The 22,374-nt window shown below is 52.8% G+C and carries 26 protein-coding genes; all 26 read left to right on the plus strand.

Translation table 11 applies throughout. The features are described 5' to 3' along the window. Positions 1–16 precede the first annotated feature (16 nt). The 26 genes from ACL02P_RS00380 (at position 17) to ACL02P_RS00505 (ending at position 22,316) form a co-directional block, all read left to right on the plus strand. On the plus strand, positions 17–892 hold the full coding sequence (locus ACL02P_RS00380) for a replication-relaxation family protein (RefSeq protein WP_009226886.1): 876 nt from the start codon (positions 17–19) through the stop codon (positions 890–892). Further along, positions 893–1,714: a conjugal transfer protein gene (locus ACL02P_RS00385; protein WP_412836587.1), complete on the plus strand. Its 822-nt coding sequence runs from the start codon at positions 893–895 to the stop codon at positions 1,712–1,714. Between the two features lie 76 nt (positions 1,715–1,790). Continuing rightward, positions 1,791–2,048, plus strand: coding sequence for a hypothetical protein (locus ACL02P_RS00390; RefSeq protein ID WP_036646570.1), 258 nt, complete (start codon positions 1,791–1,793; stop codon positions 2,046–2,048). Between the two features lie 4 nt (positions 2,049–2,052). Beyond that, positions 2,053–2,757 carry a TcpE family conjugal transfer membrane protein gene (locus ACL02P_RS00395; protein ID WP_178020409.1) on the plus strand — a complete coding sequence of 235 codons (705 nt, stop codon included), beginning with the start codon at positions 2,053–2,055 and terminating at the stop codon, positions 2,755–2,757. An 8-nt stretch (positions 2,758–2,765) separates the two neighbouring features. After that, positions 2,766–2,999 carry a hypothetical protein gene (locus tag ACL02P_RS00400; protein WP_036646572.1) on the plus strand — a complete coding sequence of 78 codons (234 nt, stop codon included), beginning with the start codon at positions 2,766–2,768 and terminating at the stop codon, positions 2,997–2,999. A gap of 33 nt (positions 3,000–3,032) precedes the next feature. Further along, positions 3,033–5,525 (plus strand): ATP-binding protein, encoded by a 2,493-nt coding sequence (locus ACL02P_RS00405; protein ID WP_412836588.1) that lies wholly within the window; start codon positions 3,033–3,035, stop codon positions 5,523–5,525. Further along, positions 5,522–7,039: a hypothetical protein gene (locus ACL02P_RS00410; RefSeq protein ID WP_412836589.1), complete on the plus strand. Its 1,518-nt coding sequence runs from the start codon at positions 5,522–5,524 to the stop codon at positions 7,037–7,039. Before ACL02P_RS00405 ends, ACL02P_RS00410 begins: the two co-directional genes overlap by 4 nt. 18 nt (positions 7,040–7,057) lie before the next feature. Next, a complete protein-coding gene (locus tag ACL02P_RS00415; protein ID WP_412836590.1) occupies positions 7,058–7,273 on the plus strand; it encodes a hypothetical protein in 216 nt (71 codons plus the stop codon). A 15-nt stretch (positions 7,274–7,288) separates the two neighbouring features. Further along, complete coding sequence (locus ACL02P_RS00420) at positions 7,289–7,468, plus strand: hypothetical protein (protein ID WP_412836591.1); 180 nt, start codon at positions 7,289–7,291, stop codon at positions 7,466–7,468. Positions 7,469–7,495: 27 nt separating this feature from the next. Beyond that, the gene (locus tag ACL02P_RS00425) at positions 7,496–8,452 is read left to right on the plus strand and encodes a M23 family metallopeptidase (protein WP_412836592.1); all 957 of its coding nucleotides are present in this window, start codon (positions 7,496–7,498) and stop codon (positions 8,450–8,452) included. Between the two features lie 21 nt (positions 8,453–8,473). After that, entirely contained in the window at positions 8,474–8,710 is a 237-nt protein-coding gene (locus ACL02P_RS00430; RefSeq protein WP_009226896.1) for a hypothetical protein, read from the plus strand. A gap of 48 nt (positions 8,711–8,758) precedes the next feature. Then, a complete protein-coding gene (locus tag ACL02P_RS00435) occupies positions 8,759–9,547 on the plus strand; it encodes a DNA adenine methylase (protein WP_412836593.1) in 789 nt (262 codons plus the stop codon). After that, positions 9,544–9,858 carry a hypothetical protein gene (locus ACL02P_RS00440; protein ID WP_009226898.1) on the plus strand — a complete coding sequence of 105 codons (315 nt, stop codon included), beginning with the start codon at positions 9,544–9,546 and terminating at the stop codon, positions 9,856–9,858. The genes ACL02P_RS00435 and ACL02P_RS00440 overlap by 4 nt, the downstream gene beginning before the upstream one ends. A 4-nt stretch (positions 9,859–9,862) precedes the next feature. Next, positions 9,863–10,054, plus strand: coding sequence for a hypothetical protein (locus ACL02P_RS00445; RefSeq protein ID WP_412836594.1), 192 nt, complete (start codon positions 9,863–9,865; stop codon positions 10,052–10,054). Positions 10,055–10,079: 25 nt separating this feature from the next. Further along, positions 10,080–11,576 carry an AAA family ATPase gene (locus ACL02P_RS00450; protein WP_412836595.1) on the plus strand — a complete coding sequence of 499 codons (1,497 nt, stop codon included), beginning with the start codon at positions 10,080–10,082 and terminating at the stop codon, positions 11,574–11,576. Positions 11,577–11,584: 8 nt separating this feature from the next. Continuing rightward, on the plus strand, positions 11,585–11,815 hold the full coding sequence (locus tag ACL02P_RS00455) for a hypothetical protein (RefSeq protein ID WP_412836596.1): 231 nt from the start codon (positions 11,585–11,587) through the stop codon (positions 11,813–11,815). Between the two features lie 39 nt (positions 11,816–11,854). Next, positions 11,855–12,988 carry an SAF domain-containing protein gene (locus tag ACL02P_RS00460; RefSeq protein ID WP_412836597.1) on the plus strand — a complete coding sequence of 378 codons (1,134 nt, stop codon included), beginning with the start codon at positions 11,855–11,857 and terminating at the stop codon, positions 12,986–12,988. Positions 12,989–12,999: 11 nt separating this feature from the next. Continuing rightward, entirely contained in the window at positions 13,000–13,731 is a 732-nt protein-coding gene (locus ACL02P_RS00465; protein WP_412836598.1) for a hypothetical protein, read from the plus strand. Next, complete coding sequence (locus tag ACL02P_RS00470) at positions 13,721–14,551, plus strand: hypothetical protein (protein WP_036646587.1); 831 nt, start codon at positions 13,721–13,723, stop codon at positions 14,549–14,551. The genes ACL02P_RS00465 and ACL02P_RS00470 overlap by 11 nt, the downstream gene beginning before the upstream one ends. A gap of 3 nt (positions 14,552–14,554) precedes the next feature. Further along, positions 14,555–16,426: an ATPase, T2SS/T4P/T4SS family gene (locus tag ACL02P_RS00475; protein ID WP_178020388.1), complete on the plus strand. Its 1,872-nt coding sequence runs from the start codon at positions 14,555–14,557 to the stop codon at positions 16,424–16,426. Further along, positions 16,416–18,488: a hypothetical protein gene (locus tag ACL02P_RS00480; RefSeq protein WP_178020387.1), complete on the plus strand. Its 2,073-nt coding sequence runs from the start codon at positions 16,416–16,418 to the stop codon at positions 18,486–18,488. Before ACL02P_RS00475 ends, ACL02P_RS00480 begins: the two co-directional genes overlap by 11 nt. Before the next feature lie 87 nt (positions 18,489–18,575). Further along, entirely contained in the window at positions 18,576–19,055 is a 480-nt protein-coding gene (locus tag ACL02P_RS00485) for a hypothetical protein (protein ID WP_009226907.1), read from the plus strand. An 81-nt stretch (positions 19,056–19,136) separates the two neighbouring features. Then, positions 19,137–19,535, plus strand: coding sequence for a hypothetical protein (locus ACL02P_RS00490; RefSeq protein WP_178020386.1), 399 nt, complete (start codon positions 19,137–19,139; stop codon positions 19,533–19,535). Continuing rightward, complete coding sequence (locus ACL02P_RS00495) at positions 19,532–20,080, plus strand: hypothetical protein (RefSeq protein WP_178020385.1); 549 nt, start codon at positions 19,532–19,534, stop codon at positions 20,078–20,080. Before ACL02P_RS00490 ends, ACL02P_RS00495 begins: the two co-directional genes overlap by 4 nt. After that, entirely contained in the window at positions 20,067–21,047 is a 981-nt protein-coding gene (locus ACL02P_RS00500) for a hypothetical protein (protein ID WP_412836599.1), read from the plus strand. Before ACL02P_RS00495 ends, ACL02P_RS00500 begins: the two co-directional genes overlap by 14 nt. 117 nt (positions 21,048–21,164) lie before the next feature. Beyond that, positions 21,165–22,316, plus strand: a complete 1,152-nt coding sequence (locus ACL02P_RS00505; RefSeq protein WP_412836600.1) for a copper amine oxidase N-terminal domain-containing protein — start codon at positions 21,165–21,167, stop codon at positions 22,314–22,316. Positions 22,317–22,374 lie beyond the last annotated feature (58 nt).

The raw sequence follows: 22,374 nt of genomic DNA on the forward strand, positions 1-22,374 counted from the left end.
CGGAAAGGAGAGAGACATGTACGAAGCGGCAAAAAAGGAGCTGCTTGCGCTCATCTACCGATACGGACCAATGACCGCCAAACAGGCGGCGATCGTTCTGAATTACCGGTTGCCTACGCTTTACGCGATGGCCAGTCAATTGAACCGGCAAGGGTTAATTCGCAGCATTCCGCTTCCCTTCCTTCGGCTCAATCATGTAGGATACGGCCTGACCGCCCAAGGGGCAAAAACCGCCGCCCTGCTTGCCGGCGAAGAAGACGGTTTCCGTTCTAAAGCATGGGAGAAGTTGCCGATGCAACTGGAGCATGTGTACGGAACCAACGCATTTTTTGTTTCGCTCATTGAGCACAGTTTGCACCATAAAGGCGAAGGTATAACGGAGTGGCAGTCAACCCGGGAAGCCGCAGAACAATACGCCCATTTCAAAGAGTCCGGTAAAAAAACGATGCTGCTTCGTCCGGACGGATTATGCACGTATGTGCTACCTGGGCGGGGGAGGCTTGTGCTGCATGTGGAGTACGATACCGGCAGCGAAAACCAATGGAAACTGCAGGACAAGTTGTGGTTGTACGGACGGGTGTTGTCCGCCGCGTGGCGGTCGGTTGCGGCTGTGCATGTCCTGTTCGTGACCAAGATCGAGTCGCGTCCGAAGCGTTTGTTGCGTCTTTGGGCTGCGCTCGGCGAAGGGCCGCTGATTGGTCGTCCGTTGCCGAACGTCTGGGCAATCAGCGAGAGCGAATGGAAGCGAAAAGGCGTAGAGGAAGCACTTTGGTGGGGAGTGGGGGAGTCGCGCATCCGGTTGAAAGAGATGCCGCTGCTGCCGCCCGCAGAGGCAGATTTGCCGCTTCTCGGCAAACAGCCGCGTGAGCCGTCCCCGATCGCAGGGAGGTGAATGGACTTGGAATTTCGTTGGCTGCCGAAGCTGCTCCTGTGGAGCATGCTAATGTTTTCCTGTTTGGGGGCGGTTTCTACGCTGTTTCGCACGGAAACCGATCCAGTCCCCGCCTTGCTCACACGAACGGCCGAGCAGCAGATGGCGATCCAAACGGCGCTCGGGTTTGCCCGGGAATGGATGTTCTGGGACGGCGGGGAATTGCCGGAAGAGCGAGTGCAGCGGCTGCAGCCCTATGTCAATCCGGATGCGCTTGCCCGTGTCACTGCCTTACAGGCCGAATCAAACACTCGAAGTCAACAGGTGATGGCATCGGAGTTTTTGACCATCGCCGCTAGCGGCGGATCGTCCTATCGGGTCCGGGTTCGCGTTATTGTTGCCAATCCGGAGCGGATGATGTGGGAGGTTGAAGTGCCGGTTTGGGTTCAAGCAACAAAAGGGGCGGCGGTCACCGATCCGCCGATCATTCGATCATTACAGGAACCACCAATCGTCCCGAAGATTCCGCAAGCAGCAGCGGCATCCGCCGCGGTGAAAGAGCGGATGCGTCCGGCCATGGAAAGTTTCCTGAAAACGATATGCGAAAGCAAGGATGCTGGCAGCCTGCTCAATTATGTAACGGCAGACGCCAAAATGGTTCCGCTAAATGGCCGGTTGCGTTTTGTAACGTTAGATCGTTTGGAAGCGATAGGAGAAGGACCTTACGACGTAACGGTTTCATTTACCATCGAGGATGCATCGACCGGCTTTCGTTTGGCGCAGGTGTGGCGGATGAAGGTAACGGAAGAAAATCAAAAGTTTTTTGTGGCGGCTATGCAGTAATAACTTACCCAAAATCCGAGCCATCAAAATGATCGCGTGGACCACGATTCATTGGTTAGACCTGGAGGTGAGGGATATGGATGGAGATTTTGTCCAAACCGGTTTGCTTGTGCTGAAACGATTGCTGCAGGCGATTTTCTTGACGATCGCTATTTACCGGGGCGTCAAGATGTATGCCAACGGGGAAACGAATCGGCTTTGGTCGCACATTATGCTTTCAATCATTCTCGGTATTTTTGTTTTTGCACCCGGTATTGCCAAATATTTAGCTTTTTATGTGCTCAAAACGCTGGGCATTTCGGTGGACGGGCTGACGGATACGACGGGGGGCTGACACGATGAACGAGCAGGAGAAAGCGGAATCGTATCGTGCCTTATATCGGGTTCGTCCGCTCATCTACCATATTGGGGATATAAGGTTATGGATGCCGATCCGGCAGGATGGCGTCGTCATGTGGCTTGTCTATCTTTTCGTCTTTTTCATTTTTTGTTACATCTTGCCCGTACTTACGGTGCTTCCGTTTGATCGGGCGATCACGATGACGGTCGGCCCGGTCGCTGCGGCTTATTATACGGTCAAGCTGGATCCGGCGGGCAAAACGGTGCCCCGCTATTTGCGGGACATTGTTCATTTTCTGGTTCGGCCCAAATGGGTGGTCCGTTGGCAGGCGGTCCGCCAACCTGGCGGTACCCATCGGGTTCGGTTTATCGGGCACTGCCGTCCTTATGAACGGCTGCCGCTTCAACAAGGAGGCGAGGAGTGGCGCGGCCGCAAGGGACAATTGGTTGGAACGGTGGAAGGTTTTCGCGTTCTCTTCCTTCCCGCACTAGCACGCATACGCTGGAAGGTTAGATCAGGCCGATTGTCGATCACGCTGCTCAAACGGCAGCCGAAACAGGCTATTGTACCGCCTGCCTGGCTCGAGGGACATCGTGTGTTGTTCGGGAGTGCGGCCACCCCGCTCCAATTGGAGCGGGAGTTCAAAGAGAATGGTAAAGAACAATGGAAGGCTCAAGTCAGAGCCGACAATCTTGCGAGGTGAAACCGGATATGGGGAATTGGCGTCATCATGTGTCGATCGGCATCGACGATATTCTGGAGGATGATAAGGCGAGTGTGGAGCAAAAGGGGCGTATGATCGCGGATCGGCTCAGCCGTGAAGCCTGTTTCCGTTCGTTCCCATATGTAGCGAATTTTCGCACGGCGCAGACAGCGGACGAACTGGATCAATGGCTCGAGCGTATGTACGATTTTGCCGACCGTCACCGCATCTGGATCCGGTAAGTGCCCTCCTTTTATGACAGGAGGTGAAGTAAGTTGAAATGCCCCGTGTTGTACTGGGAGCAAAACCTGCTGTTCGATTCGCTTCTGAAACCGTGGGCGGTGTATCGCATACCGCTGAAGCCGTATGCCTACCAGTCCGCGGAGAAAAAGCGCGGCACGGTCAGCCAGATGCAGCAGTTTTTGCATAGCTATCATGGCTATGGACAGTTGTTGTCGGTAACCCGGATGATGGATGCTAACCATTGGCAACGGCAGCGAACAGGTCAGGGCGCGGAGCACGAACGGTATGTGAAAGCGGTCATGCAACGGTTTGACGCACGTCGACCGTGGCAGCGATCGCTTTATTTGATTGTGCAGCTTTCCGACGTGCAAAAACAGTTTCCCGAAGTTGATTTGTCCGGGCTTCGAAAAACAGGCGAAACGATAAAAGAACTTACCAGCGCTTTTCTGAGCCAAATCCAGGAACAGTTCTGGTACCGTCAGCGCGGCGAACTGGAGGAAGAGCGCCTGCATATGGCCAAATCCGCCGAGAGCCTGCAGTTCAATCACGTTTACCATCATTTAAACGGTGAACGATGCGGTCCGCAAGAAATCGAGTGGTTGTTGCGCCGCGGCTTTTTCCGGGGGCTTTCCCAGGAGCCGGAGCTGATTTTGACGCCGGAGGCGATGCGCGAAGTGCGGGTAAGGGGCGACAGAGTGCTGCTCCGCCCGAAAAAATCGCTGCCGATTTTGCTCGCTTCCGATTTGGTGAGCGAAGAGAAGATGAAGACGCTGGTTGTCCATCATGACGATCAGGACGAAGAAAGCTTAAGAAGTTATCAAGCATTCTTTTCGGTTGTCGATGTGCCGGAAGAGATTTTGGCGATTGGCGACGAGTGGCTGTATGCACTCGAGGACTTACCGTTTCCCGCCGAAGTCAGCCTGCACTTTCAGGTGCAAACGCCGCACGAGGCGGCCGGCGGTCTACAGCGCAACCGGAAGGTGCTGAAAGACCAGCGCCGGGAATATGCCGAAGCGTCCGAAGAGACGCCGATCACGTTGGAATGGGCGGGCAAACGCGGGCGTGTGTTGGAGAACAAATTGCAAAAAGGGATGCCGCTCGTCTGGTCGTCCGCATGGCTTAATGTGTCGGGAGGCTCTCGTAAGGAACTGGAGGAGCGCGCAGCGCAGTTGCTGCAGCTGTACGCGACCAAGCAAATTCGCATCGTTCGCTCTCCGGCGGATCAGGCGCGGGCGTTTCAACTTTTTTTGCCGGGAGCGGCGATGGACAAGCAAAACCGCATCCCGATGGACCCGAAGTTTTTGGCGGCGGGCATGCTGCACGGATCCCGGGAAATCGGCGACCCGGACGGGGACTACATCGGACGGACATTGCACAGTATCCCGGTGCTGCTCGACCTGAAGCGTCCGATGTCCAAGGAATTAAACCGGTCCGGGGCAATCGTCATCGTCGGTACGCTCGGCTCGGGCAAGTCGGTGCTGAAGAAGTCGTTGTTTTACCACGGCTACAATCAAGGCGGCATCGTCTTTTCCATCGATCCCAAGGATGAGGATAGCTGCTTCGCGCTCATCCCGGATATTCAAAAAAACATGGTGCGGCTCAACTTTTCGGCTGAATCGACAACAAAATTCAATCCGTTCCGAATGTCGAAAAGCGAAGAACGCGCGCACAGCATCGTGTTGGATTTCCTCAGCCTGCTGTTGGAGGGCACTCGGAACGACGAGCGGGCCGACGCCATTATGGAGGCCGTGGAGCGTACGTTCGAGCAAGACAAGAGGGACTTACATGTCTTCATACGGGAAATGGAGCGGATTGCGAACGATTCGCCGGTTGATGCGATCCGGGTGGAAGCGCGGCGCTGTGTGAACCGGCTGTTGTCCTATTCGCGAAGTCCGTTCGGCAAATTTATTTTCGCCCATGACGGGGAAGAAAACGCGAATATGAGCGGCGCGCGGTTTATCGTCATCACGCTTGCCGGGTTACCTTTGCCGAAGAAACGAACCGAACGGCTGCAGCAGGCGTTGACGCCGAACGAACGGTTCGGCATTGGTATTATGTATTTGGTTGCGGCACTAGGGCGTGAATATATGTTTCACCGTCCAAGCGATCAACTTAAAATCTTCGGCATTGATGAGAGCTGGATTCTCCGCGCCTTTCCGGAAGGCGCCCTGCTTATCGATGAAATCATCCGGATGGGTCGTTCCTTTCAGGTCGTGCCCTTACTTGCGACTCAAAACCCCGGCGATGTGGCGGACGAGGAGACGAGAAATAATCTCGGCTCCATTTTTTGTTTCCGGACGGAAGATCCGCGTGCGATTGCGGACAATTTGACGCTGCTCGGTTTGGATCGGGGGGACGAGGACATGATCCAGGCATTCCGGGAGCTTAAAGCCGGTGATTGCTATATGAAGGATATCACAGGTCGAATCGGACGGGTGCATATTGAGCCGACACCGGATGATTTGCTCACCATTTTTAATACAACGCCGAAAGCCGGCGATATGGAAGGGAGGGAGAACTGTTGAGACGACGATGCTGCTTTGGGCTATTGACGGTGCTGCTCATTGCTGGACTGATTGTGTTTCAGAGCTCCATTCCTGCCTATGCCGATGCACCTGAGGATATGTTCGATCAGTTGTTGCCCGGCGAACGCGAAATGGGCATCGAACCGGGAGATCGAACATTAGATTACCGCCAGTATCCGGTCGACAGCTATATCTGGGACTTAGGTTACGATTTGATTGAGTGGTCCGGATGGAAAATGAAGCTGAATGACCCTTTTTCGTTGCTGCTCAACTGGATAGCGAACGGACTGTTTATGCTCAATGCGTTCATTACGCGATTGTGTATTTTTCTTATGCAACTGGGGTTTCATACGGATTTGGTCAATGAACAATTGTCGCTGATTTTGCCAGTGATGGACGGCATGCGCACCGGACTGTTCAGCAAGTTTTTACCGTGGGCGCTTGTCCTGCTGGCTGCATGGATGGTGAAAGTGGGCTACTGGAACAACCAGACGACAAGATTGACGTCCGGCGTAATCGGCTCGATTGTCGTGCTGGTCGGCAGTTACTGGTTTTTCACCAACGCGGGACAAAGCATTCGCGCGGTATCACAAACGCTGGACCAACTGACGCAGGTGACGATGGGGGCGCTTGCCGCACCGTATCAGCGTGTGACCGGGGAGGAGCTGAAGGCGGAACTTGCCGGCGCAGCGGACCAGCAACTGTTGGCCACATCCAACCGGCTTTGGCAGCTGTTTGTTGACCGTCCCTGGTTGATCGGTCAATTCAATCGTCAGGACTCGGACGACGTTCGCATGACTGCCGAGGAAGTCGAAGCCGTTCAGGACCTGGCGGAAGAAGAAGAGGTAACGATCGATGCACAGGTCGGGGATGAATGGGCGCACTTGATGCGTCAGTATGCACCTGGTATGGATCAACGGAACATTTTGCGGAAAGTCATGGGCGACGAAAACGTGGATCATGGCGACCATGCGGATACGGCGCTCTTGTTTATGGGCGGTTCGGCGGCCATCCGGTGTTTGGTTGCGATACTTGCCCTTGTCGCTACGCTGACCCTGCTGCTTTTTGTCGGAACCGTATCTTTCATTCTGGTCTTGGCACAGGAAATGGCGCTGGCCATTCTCATCCTCGCACCGGTGGTGTTGCTCCTCGGCTTGTTTCCGGAGCGCGGCTTTGCTTTTGTCCGCCGTTGGGTAGGTTGGCTGATCGGGACGCTTGGCACGAAAGTGATTTACGGCTTCTATATGGGGTTCACGCTGCTTGTCGCCGATGTGGTGGCGCGTGGCTCCGGCATTTTGATCCTGCAGCAAATCTTTGTGGCGCTACTCTTTTTCTGCGCCTTCCTGTTCCGCAAAAAGATATTAAAACAAATGCTTAGTATCTTCCAGGCCCCAACACCGCATGAGATGTATGACGTTTCAAAACGCGAGATTGTTTACCATGTTGGAGAAGTGAAGCAATCGTGGCAAAAAACCAAGGATCGCGCCAAAAAAATCATAAAAAAATTGAAATAAAGGAAAGGGGAGCGGACGATGGAACGACTGGCCGATTGGTTGAAGCGGGAGCTGAAGCTGGATACGGTTCGTATTGTGGAACGGCAAACGCATGGGCATTTGCTCATAGGAAACGTACAAGGGCGGGACATTGATCTATTGGTCATATCCTCAGGCCATGTATGGGTGAAGCATCCGGCTGCTCGCTCCTGGAGCACGACGGGGATTTACGTACCGGAGCGGGTTGGATTTTGAAAGGAGGAGGATCGTATGCGTACGGATTTTGACCCGGTGAAGATGGAACGGCTCGCCCGCCGAGATGCGATGATTCGCTTTGTCGTGGAGGATTTGGAGAAGCGAGGGCATAGTCGAAAGAAGGCCTTGGAGCTTGCGTTTAATGGCTATGTGCTCGACAATTCGGCCATGATCCGAGAGTACGAGAAAGATTAATCTAACTATGTGCCAAAGGTGAAACGGATGGAAACGGGGAGCTTACTTAGAAAGCGAGTCATCTGGTGGATCGTCGGCAGCTTGGGCGTGACCGGCATCGCGGCCCTATTGCTTGGTTTCATTCTTGTTTTCGCTTTGCTCGGGTCGCTGGTCACGACATCAGATGCCTCGAAAATGGCGGGCATTGAGGTACCGGACAATCCCGAATTCGATATTCCTTTATTCCTGCTGCCAATTTACATCCAGGCCGAACAAGAGCACGCCTCCTGGGCGCGGCTTGCGGCCATTCATCAGGTGACAACCGATTTTGGGGCGAAGAAAGCCAAACGAAGCGACACGATCGGAGCCTTAGGATTTCCGCGTTCATTGTGGGAGGGTTATCGCGTGGATGGGGACAGCGACGGGAAGATCGATCCGGATAATCCCTACGATGCGATTTTTTCATTGGCAAATTATTTGCAATTGACCGCCCAGAACCAGGATGAAGCGCTCGCTGTTTGGTTCGGAAGCAGCGAAGAGGTGGCGTTGGTGTATCGGAAAGAAGAGGAATATGCGGCCATGCTGTCCAGATCGGGAACGTGGCTATGGCCGGTGGCAGGGTACACGACGATTTCCAGTCCATTTGGTTATCGGGTAGATCCGGTTACGGGAGAGCAGGGAGCATTTCATGCAGGAGTCGATATTCCCGCGCCGCGGGGTACACCGGTGTTAGCCGTGCAAAGCGGAACGGTGACGCAAGTCATCCGCGGCAGCACCGGATACGGCAACGCGATTCTGTTGCAACATGCAAACGGTTTGGTCAGTTTGTATGGACATTTGACGGACATTGGCGTACGTCAACGGCAACAGGTGCTGCAAGGCGAAGTGATTGGATGGGTGGGCAGTACGGGAAAATCAACCGGTCCTCACCTACATTTGGAAATTCGGGTGAACGGGCAAAAAGTGGATCCACTACCTTATTTCCGGCAATTGGATGAGCCATGAATAAAGAAAGAAGGGGATGACGTGCGAAACATTGAGATCTATGTGATTGAAATGCGTGGTGTGATTCAGATCATCGGTTTGCTGCCGGGCGTCAATTTGTTTGATCTCGGATGCCGGAAAGAGCGGCAACAGGCGGTCCGGCACGCGCTGGATCTGGCACAGTTGCTCGAGGTTCCGGATTATCGGCTGCATATTTTTGGTCAAACGGCAACCACGTTGCTGGCAACAGGCATGGAGGCGTTGCTTTCCTCTGGTTAAAGCCGGGAAGGATCGATGTTTGGTGAATATTGAAGGGAGCGTGAAGCTGTGCTGAAAAGTCCCATCAGGTGGCAAGGCGGCAAATACAGGCTGCGTGAAGAGATTATCCGGCGCTTTCCACCGCATGTCGTTTATGCGGAAGTATTCGGGGGCGGGGGCTGGGTGCTCTTTGGCAAGGAACGATCCAAAGTGGAAGTTTATTCCGATATCAACGCGGAACTGGTCAATTTTTTTCGGGTGATTCAAGAAGATTGGGAAGGGCTTGACCAACGGTTTGAGTGGGCACTCTATGCCCGTGATGAATTTGAACGTATCATGAAACGACGGGATCAGGAACGCGACCCGGTTACCCGAGCGTATGATTTTTACTACCGTGTCTACTCGCATTTTGGCGGGAAGTACAACGACGCCGATGATTGGGGGTACACACGGAGCAAGCCGGCATACGATATGTCCAACGTCAAACAAAAATTTAAAGTTGCTCATGAACGGCTGATTGGTGTTTATATCGAAAACCGATCTTTTGAAGAGGTACTCGCCCGGTACGATTCGGCGGATACCTTTTTTTATTGCGATCCCCCTTACTTGGGACTCTCCGGCTATCTGTACAAATTCGACGAATCCGATCACCGGAAGCTACGTGAGCTCTTGGGCGGCATTAAGGGCAAATTTTTGCTGAGTATTAACGACCATCCGACCATTCGGGAGTGGTACGCCCCCTTTGTAATTGAGGGCGTTGAAACCCGCTATTCCATTGCGAAGCAAACGAAAGGACGGCAGCCGGTGAAGGAACTGTTCATTATGAACTATACGCCTAATTTGCAAACGGAGGGATGAACTTGAGAGTTGATGTCCGCGTTTTTAATCGATACCGTAAGCAACCTTTTCTTCCTCATTACGAGATGAATGCGGAAAGACCGCACGAGACTTACGTTTCCGCACCCGTTTTTGTGATTACCGAACAACGACTGGAGAATATCATTGCCCTGGAATCGGATGAACTGATCCGGCAGCATTGCCGTGAGCCTATTCTTATCTTTACAGATCGTAAACGGGTACTTGCCGTTGACCCTCAGGGGTACGATTACGCCCGCTATGTTTGTGTCATCGACTATCGTACCGTGGAATCAATTCTTAAACGGATTTAATCCTATGGACAAGATTCAAATTGCAGATCAAGGAAGTACCTTTGCCGTCTTGTTTGTTCAAGACGGGAATCCGCATGAGATGGACAGGCGCAACACATTTGCGGATGCGGAAGAATTTGCGTTCTATTTGGCTGCACGCCTGAAAGTGGACGTCTATTTTCAAGACAAAAGACTGGAGCCGCGGAGGAAACGGTGATCGATATGGCAAGGAGGTGCTGGAGTTGCGGGTCGCACTATTTCGTCTGAGTCAACGACAGATGTGGGTGGAGCGGCTTCGCCGGTCGGGCTACGAAGTCAAGTTTGTTCATGATCCCGAACGGATCACGTCGGAAATGAGCGTTGTCGTGGTAGATGCCATGGTGGGGAAATGGAAGGACTACGTACGGCTTGTCCAGGGAAGAGAAGTGCCGGTCGTGTTGCTAGTAGAAGACCATAGTGACTGGGGAGAGCAACAAACCAAATCGTTGGGGATTGCCGGAACGGTGACAGCGGAAGAAGAAACGAACGGACTGTTTTCCCGGTTTATACCGGCGGGCGAAACCGAGCTGGATGCCACGGCTGCCCTTTCGAGCTTGGGAAGAACGCTTGTTTTTCAGACGGAAGAAGCCCCTTTCCTATCAAATACGGAAATGGAGAAGGCTGAATCACAACATGCATCCATAAATGTTCCGCTCTCGCAGCGAAAAGCGCGGCAACGGTTCGAAGTGGAACCATCTCCACCGAAAGCTTTATCCGCCAGGGTTATTCCCACCCCTGCTTTTCATGAGATGACGGAGAATGGCACTTTTCCGTATGAGCTATTACAGACGGACAACCAAACAAAACCAGCGGATAAATCAATGGGAAGGAAGAGCGGGCTTGAAACGGAGGACACTGGAAACGAACCGGAACCGGACTTCACCCCAAACGAACCTGGTCTGACGTCGCACATGTCCTGGACACCTCCGGACCTGCCATCGGTTGTTGCCGCTTATGCTGCGAAAGGCGGCGTGGGAAAAACGACGCTTTTGCTCCATTTGGCCGCTCGGTTATCGAAGGAAGGGCTTCGAGCTTGTATTCTCGACTTGGATCCGAACGGCACGGTCGCCACTTTCATGCACATACAGCCGAAAAAAACGGTCGTCGACCTTGTACGCCGGATCGACGATCTGAAAGCCAGACGGGCCTGTCTTCTTCAAACGAAGGCGGGCTTTTCCATTGTCGCAGCGCCGCTCCTGCCAGGGCAATTCCTACTGCAACCGGAAGAGCTGCGGGCCATCCTCCGCTTTTTGAAGGAAGAAACGAATGTTGTGTTGCTTGACCTGCCTGTTTCGTTGGACAGGCTGACCCGATTGGCCTTGGAGCAGACCGACCAGTTGATGTTGGTCACGACGGACGAGCCGACCAGCCTGTTCAATTTGGATCGGGTGAAGCCGTTCCTAACCGGCCTTCGCCCGACACCGGAGTTGTATATGGTATGGAACCGGCTGAAGGAGCCTGCTCCCAAACTAGATTGGAAAGAACGGCTACCGTGGCCGGTAGTACTGGAGTTGCCGGAAGATCCAACCGTTTACCGGTCCGTGCGAAGCGGGGAGTGGACCTTATCTTCCCCGAGCAGCCCTTATCATGTACAGGTGAACCGGCTTGTGGATCGGTGGATGGGACGGGAAACGGCGTCGCTTCGTGAAAAACGAGGATGGCTACCTCGGTTGGCGTCACATCTCAAATCAGGAAGGTGAAGAGACGAATGAAGGTCCGAGAAACACGGGTCATATACCCGATCAACGGTCGAGGCGGTCTGTATATCCTCATTGAAGGTACGCAAGAGGAGGTATATAAAGGTTCGGCGGATAGAATGGCCATAGAGACGGCGAATCGAAATGGGTGGAAGGGAGATGGAGAAGCCAGTATCGGCATCCCTACACGGGTCGGCGTTCAGTTGTATACGCGTGCATACTGGTTTCACGAAAAGCAATAGGCGGTTTCACCATGTTGAATGGAGAGGAGAAGGTAGGCGATGTCTTTACTATACCGTTACCGGAAACCGATCGTCATCATTGCGATCGGTTTTAGTTTTGTTTTGCTCCTAGTTTCCACCATATTTGTTCTCCAGCATCAAGCGGAGCAGAAACGGCTGCAACAACAGATGCGGGCTCATTACGAACAACAAATCGAGCAATTGAAAACGAATGAACAACAAGGCAAAACGCGAATCCTGGTAGCTGCAAGGCCGATCCCTGCGGGAACAACGCTTGGAAATGGGGATATTCAGGCGGTGGAGGTCGTCCATGCCTTGGTGCCTTCGGACAGCTTCAAGGATCCGCAGATGGTGGTCGGAAAGATCGCCAAAATCGATCTGCAGCCGAATACGCCGCTCATCGCTTCCATGCTGTATGAAGAGGGGCCGATCCCAAGGGATTTGCGGATGCAAGAGTTTAATGTCATCCAACTACCGACCCATTTACAGAAGGATCAGGTGGTCGATGTCCGAATCAACTTTCCGACCGGCGAGGACTATATCGTGCTGTCCAAAAAGAAGGTTCGAGACCTTTCGGGGATGATCGTCCGGCTGGAAATGAACGAGCCGGAAATCTTGATGGCTTCCAGCGCCATCATCGATGCGTATTTGCAAGGGGCCAAGCTGTACGCGCTTCCTTATATCGAACCGGGTCTGCAGGAAGCGGCAATCGCCAATTACCCCGCCAACCCGAAGGTGCTTGATCTGATGGACAGGGACCCGAACGTACTGGAAAAGGCCAAGACCGAACTCGCTCGCCAGTTGCGCAGTAGGTTGGATAACAATTTGAAAGCAATGAGCGATGCGGACAAACTGCGGGTGGTCAGCGGCAGCGTCACCGTTCAGCAGCAGTTGCAAAACGATCGGATCGTTACTCAACAAGGCAATGCGATGCAGCAATCGGCGCAACAGCAAGCTGCAGTGGTGGAACAAACGGAGCAAGACGGTCTACCACCATCAGACGATAAGCCCGCGTCTACTTCTGAGCCGAAAGCGACAGAACCGGCTTCCCATCTGCAGCAGGGTACTTCCGAGTCCGGTACGCCCCCGCTCCCGAAGTCGCCCACTTCCAACGAACAGCCGACCAACTCGGACAAGCTGGACGATGTCTTCAACCAGCCGCCGGTATCCTGAAGGAGGTTGTCATGAAAAAAATCGTTTTTCTCGGTGCGCCGGATAAAAGCCATTTGCTGCTCGTGCTGGGTAAACTGCTGGTTGCCGCTGGGCAAAAGGTGCTTATCGTCGATTCAACGATCGCACAATCGATACTTGGGTTTATGCCATCTCCGGATGAACGGCAGGCTTCTTTCGTTACCGAATTTGAAGGTATGGATATCGCGGCAGGGTTCCTTACGTTCGGCCAATTGGACCATTTTCTGAAACAAACGGAAACGGAAGGGGGATGGGCGAATTACGATGTGTTCCTGCTCGATACGGATCATACCGAATTTGTGAAAGGAAAAGATCTGCCATCCTTTGACCAAAGGGTCTGGTGCAGTAATTTGGAGAAGCTGGCGATGTTGAAAAATGCGGAGTTGATGCGTCGGCTTTGTCTTACCGAATCCACCATTCGGCCGCTGCCGTTTTTTAAGTTGGTAAATCCGTTCGTACAGTCGACAATAGCGGAGTCGTACATCGATTCGCATGTGACAACGGAAGCTGTGGAGTGGCAGGAGCCGGTGTTTCGCATCCCGTACGATGAGCGGGATGTTTCGGTCCGCATCGATCACCAGCATCATAGCCGCATTGAACTAAGAAAGCTGTCGCCAGCATACCGACATACGGTCTTTTCTATGACTAAGCATATATTCGGCCTGGATGAGCGAACGATCAAAGCCGCGTGGAAACGAGCGAGGAGGGTTTTTCGTGGGTCATAACATCGTCTTCTGGAGCCCGGTACCGGGTCAAACGGGCAATACGACGAATCTGATCGCCGTCGCGGCGCTGCTCGGACTTGAATATTCCTCCCGAATCGTGTTATTCGGCCATCTGCAAAGCCGCCGTGCGGCAGTCGAGCAAGCGCTTATCAAGCGGAGATCCGAAGATATGCTTGCCTTTACAGCGGACTCCGGCATCGATGCCTTGGCACGGCTTGCACAAAACGGCAAACTCTCGCCGGAAATGATTCGCGATTACACGTTGCCACTCCTCCAAGAACGGCTTGATTTACTGCCCGGTTCGAATAAGGCGGACAAAGCATTGATCATGGGCATGAAGGATATGCTTGCCCCCCTACTCGATTCGGCCAAGCGCTATTACGACTTGACTTTGATTGACGGTGGCAGCGGTGTCGGGTCCGGTTGGACGCAGTTGCTTCTTCAAAACGCCGATCTTGTCATCGTAAGTTTGAACCAAAACCGTTTTGTATTGGAACGGTTCTTTCGGCATCGTGAGGATTGGCTCAAAGGGAAAAAGCTGTTGTTTGTTTTGGGGCAGTACGACCGTGATTCCGCGCTAACCGCCAAAAATATGGTACGGAAATATCGGGTGAAGATGCCGATTTATCCGGTCCCGCATCAGGCAGGGTTCATGGACGCAGCGCAGGAAGGCCGGGCGATCGATTTTCTGTTTAGAAACCGTAATGTACCGCGTGATCATGCCCATCATGCATTCATGCAGTGCGTACGGGCGCTAGCCCAGGCGATCATCGAACAAGCCGAGTTAAACAAACCGTTTTTCGGCGGCAAGGGGGTGTGAACGATGATCGTTTGGATCAACGGCATCATGATCGTCCTGTTGCTTGGGCTGGCCACTGCGCTGATCTATTTTCGCATGAGCGGGCAGAAAGCGGAAAAGCCGCCGCAGGAACGAGCCTTTACGATTGAGGCGATGACCGCATTTGTAATGCAGACGTTACACGATTTGACGAGCGGTAACATACATGACCTCGGACTATCCGAGGAGGAGTTTCGCCGCCGGAAAAGCAAGCGGGCTGAACTGAAAAAAGCGCTGCGCGGCTGTACATCCGGAGACATCCGGGACAAAGCGTACGTCAAACAATATTTGGCGGATTTACTGGTTCAGCAGTATGGGGTTAATGAAACGAACATCGACCGGGTAATCGCGTTCGACGACCCGTATGAACTTTCACCTCAGGACCAGTTCGAAATTTTGCTGTACCTGTACAAAAAACGATACCGGTATGATGCGCTCGGGGAGTTGATTCGCAAGTACGAGCTGGACCGGCCCAAACTCGGTATTGAAGATGGCCGGACCGAATCGTATCGGATTACCGCCGATGAAATCCACGAGATTTACAAAAAAGAAGCGCGGCGGCTGCACTTCGACGACAAACTTAGCATTGTCGTGCAACGCATTTATCAAATGTACAAGGGCTTTAGTGTCGTGGACGAGATCCGGGATATGAAGATCGACGGCGTGTCGGGAGGCGTATCCGGTTTGCCGCCCTCCGTATGGGAAGGGGAATGGGAGTTCCAGGCCGACTCTTTATTGCGGGAAGTGCCGAAATCTCACGACAGTGTTTGGGTTTTTTACAAAGGGAAATCCATTCACTTTAGCTTCCTCTCCTTCGGCTCGGAGCAAGAACTGAAGCGTGTCTGCCAAAATATTTACAAGTACAACTATCCCGGCCAATTGTCGGAGAGCAACGGCTATAAAGTAAACGAGATGGCCGACGGCTCCCGCGTTGTCGTACTGCGTCCCCGGTTCAGCGAATCATGGGCGTTTTTTGTGCGCAAATTTGATGTGCAAAGCGCCACGCTGGAACAACTCATCCGGGATCAAAATGCTGAGCTGCCGATCCGGCTCATCCAGTATCTCGTTAAAGGAGCCCGAATTACCGCAATTACCGGTGCGCAGGGCAGCGGGAAAACGACGCTCTTGATGGCGATGGTCCGATACATTCCCGCTACGTACACGATTCGGGTCCAGGAGATGAACTTCGAATTGAACCTGCGGAAAATCTATAAGGACCGCAACATCCTGAGCTTCCGGGAAACCGAGACGATTTCCGGCCAGGAAGGGCTGGATATTCAGAAAAAGACGGATGGTACGGTCAACATTCTCGGCGAGGTGGCCACGGACCCGGTTGCGGCATGGATGATTCAGATGGCGCAGGTAGCCTCGCTGTTTACGCTGTTCACCCATCACGCCAAGACGCTCCGCGATCTGGTGTTTTCTTTACGGAACTCACTGCTGAAAACCGGTGTATTTCAAAACGAAAAAATCGCCGAACAGCAAGTGATCAGCGTACTTAACTTCGATATCCACTGGAAGCGCGATATGAACGGCCACCGTTACATTGAGCGCATTACCGAATGCGTACCGCTCGATCAGGAGAAGGCGTACCCCGTCCATTTTCGGCAAGGTGAGAAGTTAGAAGACAAGATGGCTGCATTTATGGAAACGGCCGTTGAGTTTTTTCAGCGTTCCACTGACCGGAAGCTGTACGAGGAGCGAAATGTGATCGAATTTCAAAACGGAGCCTATGTGGCGATTCACCCTATATCCGCTCAAAACGTAAACGAGATGCGGGAACAGATGTCGGATGCGGATCGCATAGCATTTGAGGCTTTTCTCGCGGAGAACTGGAGGAAACGGTATGGAACTTAACCAGTTGCTTTCCCTTGTCTTTGGCGGGGCGGTCGTGCTGCTTCTAGCCGCGATCCTGCTATTCCAGTGGCTGTCCCGCAAAAATACGGGCGCGGGTTCGATCCGCGAATATGAGGAACTGCGGCTCCCCGGCAAACCGACGAATCGACAAGCGGTTTACAGCATCTTGCAACACATCTATTTGGCTTGCGAACGGGTCCTATTGCTTCGTGCTTACCTGAATACGATCCGCAAGCGACTGATGGTGCTAGAGCGGTACGATGAATGGAAGCTGCGGCTAGAGACGATCAAGATTGCGCTTGCGGCATGGGGGCTGTTGGCGTTCACTCTGATTCCGCTGATCGGCTTTGTTCGTGATCCGGTGACTTTGATCATGATGGTCACAGGCATTTGGGCCATACATGGCATGCTTGCGGATCTGTTCGTGCATCGTGCGGAAAACCGGCTGCTTCACCAGCTTCGCCACTTTATAGCCGATGTGCGGCATCATTACCATCGGCATGAAATGGTGGAGGAAGCGGTCTACGATGCGACGGAAACTGCGCCCTATGAGATGGCGTTGCACGGGCAGGAAGTCTATGAGGTGCTGACCGCCCACGAACCGGACGAGAGGCTGGAACGTTACGAGGAAGTGGCGCCGAATCGCTTTCTGAAAGGGTTGGCCGGGATTTCGCATTTGATTAAGGAATACGGGGACAAGAAACTGCAGACCGGTTCGCTCTACTTGAAGGCGCTTGACAAACTGACGACCGAACTGAACCTGGAAATTTTGCGGCGGGAGAAGCTTAGCTATTTGCTGCAAGGGCTGACGGCGATTGCGCTTTTTCCGATGTTGTTCACAAAGCCGATTGAAAGCTGGGCCAGCCACTATTTTCCGATGATGGACGAATTTTATGCCGGTAAGCTTGGGTGGATCACGAAAGTGGCTCTTCTACTGGTCATTCTGGTTTCCTATGTGTTGCTTCGCAACATGCGGGAGTTGGAGGGCGAAACCAAACCGCGGCGTCGCAAGCCTTGGGAGCAAAAAGCGTACGAACTTCAGTGGGTTCGCCGGCTGATTGACCGAATCGTTCCACATCCGGAAACGCGGGAAGCCACGCGCTGCAAGAGGCTGCTAGCCGAAACAAACTCGCCGCTCCGCTTGGAATGGTTTTGGGTGCAGCGCGCGACAGCCGGCATACTCGCGTTTCTGCTGACACTCGGGCTTTTTGTCACGTTGCATGCAGTCACCAAACACCAACTGTTATATGCACCGGTCAAACCGGATATGATGTTTGGCCGCTTGTCCGCCCGGGAAGAAGCGGAAAGCCGGGAGAAGTCGGTGCTGGATCGCCGGATCATGACGGAAGTGAAGGGGGTGAAAACCGGACTTCCGGAAGCTGTGCGGGCCGCTTTGCGCAGCGACCCGCAGTTACAGCGGGAAGAAGCGGAACTGTTCGCTGCCGCGCAGCGCATTCTGTCCAAAATGGAAGCTATGAACCACGAATATTTGAAATGGTGGGAGGTGATGCTGGCGTTGTTTGGGGGCTGGGTCGGCTACTACGCTCCGGTCGGCGTTCTACAGTTTCGCCGGCGAATGCGGCAGATGGAAATGAAACATGAAGTGGACCAGCTCCAGTCGGTGATCGCCATGCTGTCCGAAATGGACCGAATGTCGGTAGAGCACATGCTCGAATGGATGGAGCGCTTTGCCCACATCTTCAAGACACCGATTCAGCATTGCCTGCTTCATTATGAACATGGCGCGGAACAAGCGTTGGAGAATCTGAAAGCGGAAGCCCCGTTTTTGCCGTTTGTTCGCATGGTGGAAAAACTGCAAATGGCGGTCGAACGGATTCCGATCCGGGACGCGTTCGATGACCTGGAATCTGAGCAAACCTACTTGCAGGAACAGCGTAAGCAAGATTACGAACGGCTCTTGGATGCAAAAGCCGGGTGGGGGAAAATGATCGGCTTCGCACCGATGATGGTCCTTATCTTCGGTTATCTTGTTTTTCCGCTCGTCTATGTCAGTCTGTCGCAGATGACCGTCTATTACGAGCAGATTCAGAAAATTCAATAACAGCCTCTAAGGCCGTTTCCGGCTCTTGCATACCGCGAGGGCTTTTTTTCGTTCTCATCAATTTAATGTAGAAGGAGAGGGAACTCCATGTCCAACGCTCAAAAAGCGATCGTCATGGCGGCCGGCATTTTGCTTGCCGTCGCACTGATCACCTTGGCCGTTCTGCTGTTTATTTCCGCGCAGGATTCGACGAAAACGGCACAAAGCAATTTTTCCAACCTTCAGACTGAACTGTCGCAAATGCAGTTTACCGTCTACGACAACACGGTGCTGTCCGGCAGCCAAACCGTCAATGCCATTCGCAAATTCAGCGGGGAGGACCAGTTTGGTATCCAAATCATCACCGGGAAAAATCCGGCCGGCCAATGGTACGGTAAAGTCATCAATACCGGCGTGTCGATGGATAGCATCACCTACGGAACCGTCATAGGGGCCGCCCCCGGTCAGCTTGATCACACGATGGATGAATCTAACGTCAACTATGTAAACCCAAGCGGCAAGTTCAGGGCACAACTGATCAAGGACAAAAGCAACGTGATCCGCGGCATCATCTTCCGGCAACAGTAAGAACGGACCGGCGAACGGCATGCCTTTGACCTGAAAGCGCAAAGGCATGTCCGCTTCGCTTTGCGGAAAGGAGGACGGCTTATGGGGCACTCCGTACGAACCATGATGGATATGAGCTTTGCATGTCTTATATTTGTGATGGCAGCCACTGCTGGGCTGCTCCTGTTTCAAGGCGGGGCGGCCGCGCTGAATGCGGCCGTTGTTTCAGAGCGAATACAGGAACGAAATGTCCACCAAACGTTTTTCCCGATAGCCGGGGACGGCAGTGTATCCGGCGCGGAAGTACTGCAATCGCTTGTCCAAATCGGGGACATTGGGGTGGAAATCGTTGTGAATGGCGTTGAATATGCAACGACGATGGAGCGGGATGATATCTCAGCATCAAGCATTCGGTTGGATAGCCGGTATGAACCCTCGTACGAACGCGGTCCGGACGGGCAGTTGCGGCGGATTGCCTATGTTTTGCGAGGTGAAGGATGAACAGTCTGCTCAAAGTGTTTGCCGTCCTGATCGCAGTTCTTCTATTATATATCTTCCCGGTTTCCGCCGCTTTTGATCAGCAGGATGATGTATCCGAACTGGTGGTCTTGCGGGCGACAACTGCGTTTGTCGATGCGGTCCGGGACAAGGGCTACATTTCCCCGACCATGTATAACGATTTTATTCAGGCGATCCATGCGACGGGAAATACCTTTGATGTTCAGATGGAGCACGGACAAAAGCGGTACAACCCGGTTTATGACAATCCTACGCTTCCGGAAACGTTCCGTAGCGAATACGACGTGCATTACGATACATTTTACAATGCACAAATCTTGAAGATGCTTTTTCCGGACAGCGCGGCGGGCAAAGGCGATCCGGCACGCCGCTACCGGCTGCATGTCGGAGATACGTTCTCCGTTGTCGTGAAAAACACGAACCGGACGAATGGAACTATCCTACATGATTTTTTGAATCATGCGATCAGTCCGAATGAGAAAATCTTCGTTCCGTATGGAGGCATTGTCCGAAATGAAGATGATTAATTGGGCGGTCGTGGGCGTTCTGATTTTATTTCCGTTGTTCGTTATCAATCGTATCGAAACGGATACCCAGCGGCGGGTATTGCTCACCGAACTGCGGTACGATGCAGCGTTGGATACAGCGGTAGATGATGCGGCGCGGGCGCTTTTGATCAATGCCGACCAACAACAGGAAGCACGCTATGAATCGGTCAAACAGGTACGGGTGAACAAGGAGGAAGCGATTGATACGTTTTACCGAACCCTGTACATGAACTTCGGCATTGCCGAAGATACGGTAGCGCAAGGCGTTCTTCGCCGTTATATTCCCGCGATCATCGTGATGGATTATGACGGGTTCTGGGTATATGCGGAGGAAGAGTTTCGTAATGCGGCCGGAGATACGGAAATTCGTCCGGTCTGGGGAGCGAAAAAGCCGTATGCTTATGCCGATAGCCAAGGGAACAGTTTGTCCTTTACGTTGGACGATTACGTCCTTGCCTACGAAGCCGGAAACGGGATTTGGCGGGAAGGCTTCCGATCGGAAATCCAAGCGGAGAATACGATTACTCTCTTGCGGGATGCGGCATTGTTCGAACAGGTGCGTCGCAGAACGATCGTGGACGCCATTCAGAATGAACTGGCCTACCGAATCAATCGGCATAATCAATACGTTTCCCGCTACGGCATCTCCTACACGTTTACGCTGCCGACGATCAGTGCCGAAGAATGGAATAACACGATCAACGATATCGGCGTAATGGCGTTTGTGCAAGGGATTCCGATAGGGAGCAAAACGTACAACAATTACGCGCTCGGCGGCAGCCGGGTGCTGAAAAAGCCGGCGATTGTCGGCGCAGTGAAAGAAGGCAGAAAAGTGTATTACCGCAACACATGCGATTACACTTACCCGGTTGAAGAGACGTTTGCGAGTGAAAAGGAGGCTGCGCGGAACGGATATTGGCCGCTGAAATGCAGCAATAACCATTGAGGTCCAACGATTTTATCCAAGGGTGGACAGGTTGGCACAGGGATTATAAGATGGAGACATAACGTTGATTTCTTCCTAATATTCACATTTTTTCTCGAATAAAGGAGTGAACCGGACATGAAAAAATGGGTAAGTATGAGCCTCGCGTTTATAACGTTGTTCGGCCTGGCAGCAGGCAACTCCAGCGCGGCAATCAAAGCGCCGACGTTTGTCAGTGTTGTGATGGATGGCGAAAAAATCTGGTTCCCCGATGCCCAAGCGTTTTCTGATGAGAACAACCGGACGCTCGTTCCGGTTCGCTTCGTCGCCGAAAAGATGAAAGCGAAGGTAGGCTGGGAACCGCAGACCAAGACCGTCCCGATTGAACAGGGGGATCAGCGTATCCGCCTGACGATAGGCGAGAATAAGGCGACGGTTAATGGCAAAGACGTGACCTTTGATACGAAGGCGATTATGAGCGGACGCCGAACCTTTGTCCCGTTGCGCTTTGTCAGCGAGGTACTGGGTGTAGAAGTCAATTGGGATGGGGCGACATCAACCGTTGTGATTTCCACAAAGGAGAAGGAAGCTGGTGCCAAGTACGATGAATGGGGCCGGCTCATTCGCACCACCAACCTGCCGAAAAATGCGCAGGATTACCCGTATATTTTGGCTGACGTGCCCAATGAAATGTATGAGATGAAATATCCGTTTTCCAACCCCGATCCCGAGGAACGGTCGGTCTCGGCCGATATGTATGCGAATTGGCCGGAGTTCAAGAAAGAGAACATCGACATCTGGATGGAGCGGCTTAAAACATTCGGGGCGTTATGGCTCAATGTCGACTATCGTACAATTGACGATACATGGGCCGAAAAGCTGGCCGCAGTCCAATCGGATGGCAATACCGGAAAATTGAAGGCAGCCAAGGAATACGTGGACTGGGTGAAAAAGAACCAGATCGTTCTTGAGGGATACTTGGATCCGGAACCGTCCATGATTTATCAGGATGGATTCGGCGGGTACCATGTGCGATCCAAGTTCAGGGTTAAATTCAATCAATTTAAGCAACATAAAACGCTTATCTATGATACGTGGTTCCCAGGGGAGATGAAGCTGGAGAACGATACGTGGGTTCCAAATGATACTCCTTTTAAAAAGGGAGTTTGGTATGAGGGCTATTCGGATATTGCCTTGGTAACCAATGTTGGCGGGAACTGGGGAAAGGCGTTAAAGGTCAGTGCGAATGCAAGCTTGTTCTTTAACCATATTATTCGAGAGGCTGAGTAACGGATGAATACAGGAATAAAAATCGCTTTGTGCATGCTGCTGGCATGCACTTTTTTAT

The sequence above is a fragment of the Paenibacillus sp. MB22_1 genome (assembly GCF_047200555.1).
GTDB classification, from domain to species: Bacteria; Bacillota; Bacilli; order Paenibacillales; family Paenibacillaceae; genus Fontibacillus; species Fontibacillus phoenicis.